The following is a 415-nucleotide window of genomic DNA, read 5'->3' as shown; positions in this document are numbered from 1 at the left end:
GAGGAGAGCAGTATCGGGGCGCAGGCCGAGCGTCTGGGCATCCCATCCGAAAGCCTCGTCTACGACAAGCTTTTGGAGGCCGACGGCCGCAACATCCTCTACCTGGCCTTCTCGAACTACGCCGACTTCTCGCTCGAACCGTCCCGCGAGATGCTCCTCAGTAACCATGCCGTTCCGGGACTGGGCGACGGTGGGGCGCACCTGGGGGTCATCTGCGACGGCAGCATCTACACCCACCTGCTGACCCACTGGGGCCGGGACCGCACGCAGGGGGAGCGGCTGTCGCTGCCCTATCTGATCCGGCTGATGACCAAGCGGTGCGCGGACATGGTGGGCCTGCAGGACCGTGGCCTGATCGCACCGGGCTACCGTGCCGACCTCAACGTGATCGACCTCGACCGCCTCGCTCTGCAAC

Annotated in this window: 1 protein-coding gene; it reads left to right on the top strand. The window is 66.3% G+C overall.

Annotated features, from left to right (window positions below; translation table 11 throughout):
- On the top strand, positions 1 to 415 hold a 415-nt coding region (locus tag IJ15_RS0124070), incomplete at both ends, for an amidohydrolase family protein (RefSeq protein WP_031940853.1).

Source organism: Prescottella defluvii (assembly GCF_000738775.1).
Classification (GTDB): Bacteria; Actinomycetota; Actinomycetes; order Mycobacteriales; family Mycobacteriaceae; genus Prescottella; species Prescottella defluvii.
This window is presented reverse-complemented; position numbering and strand designations above follow the sequence as displayed.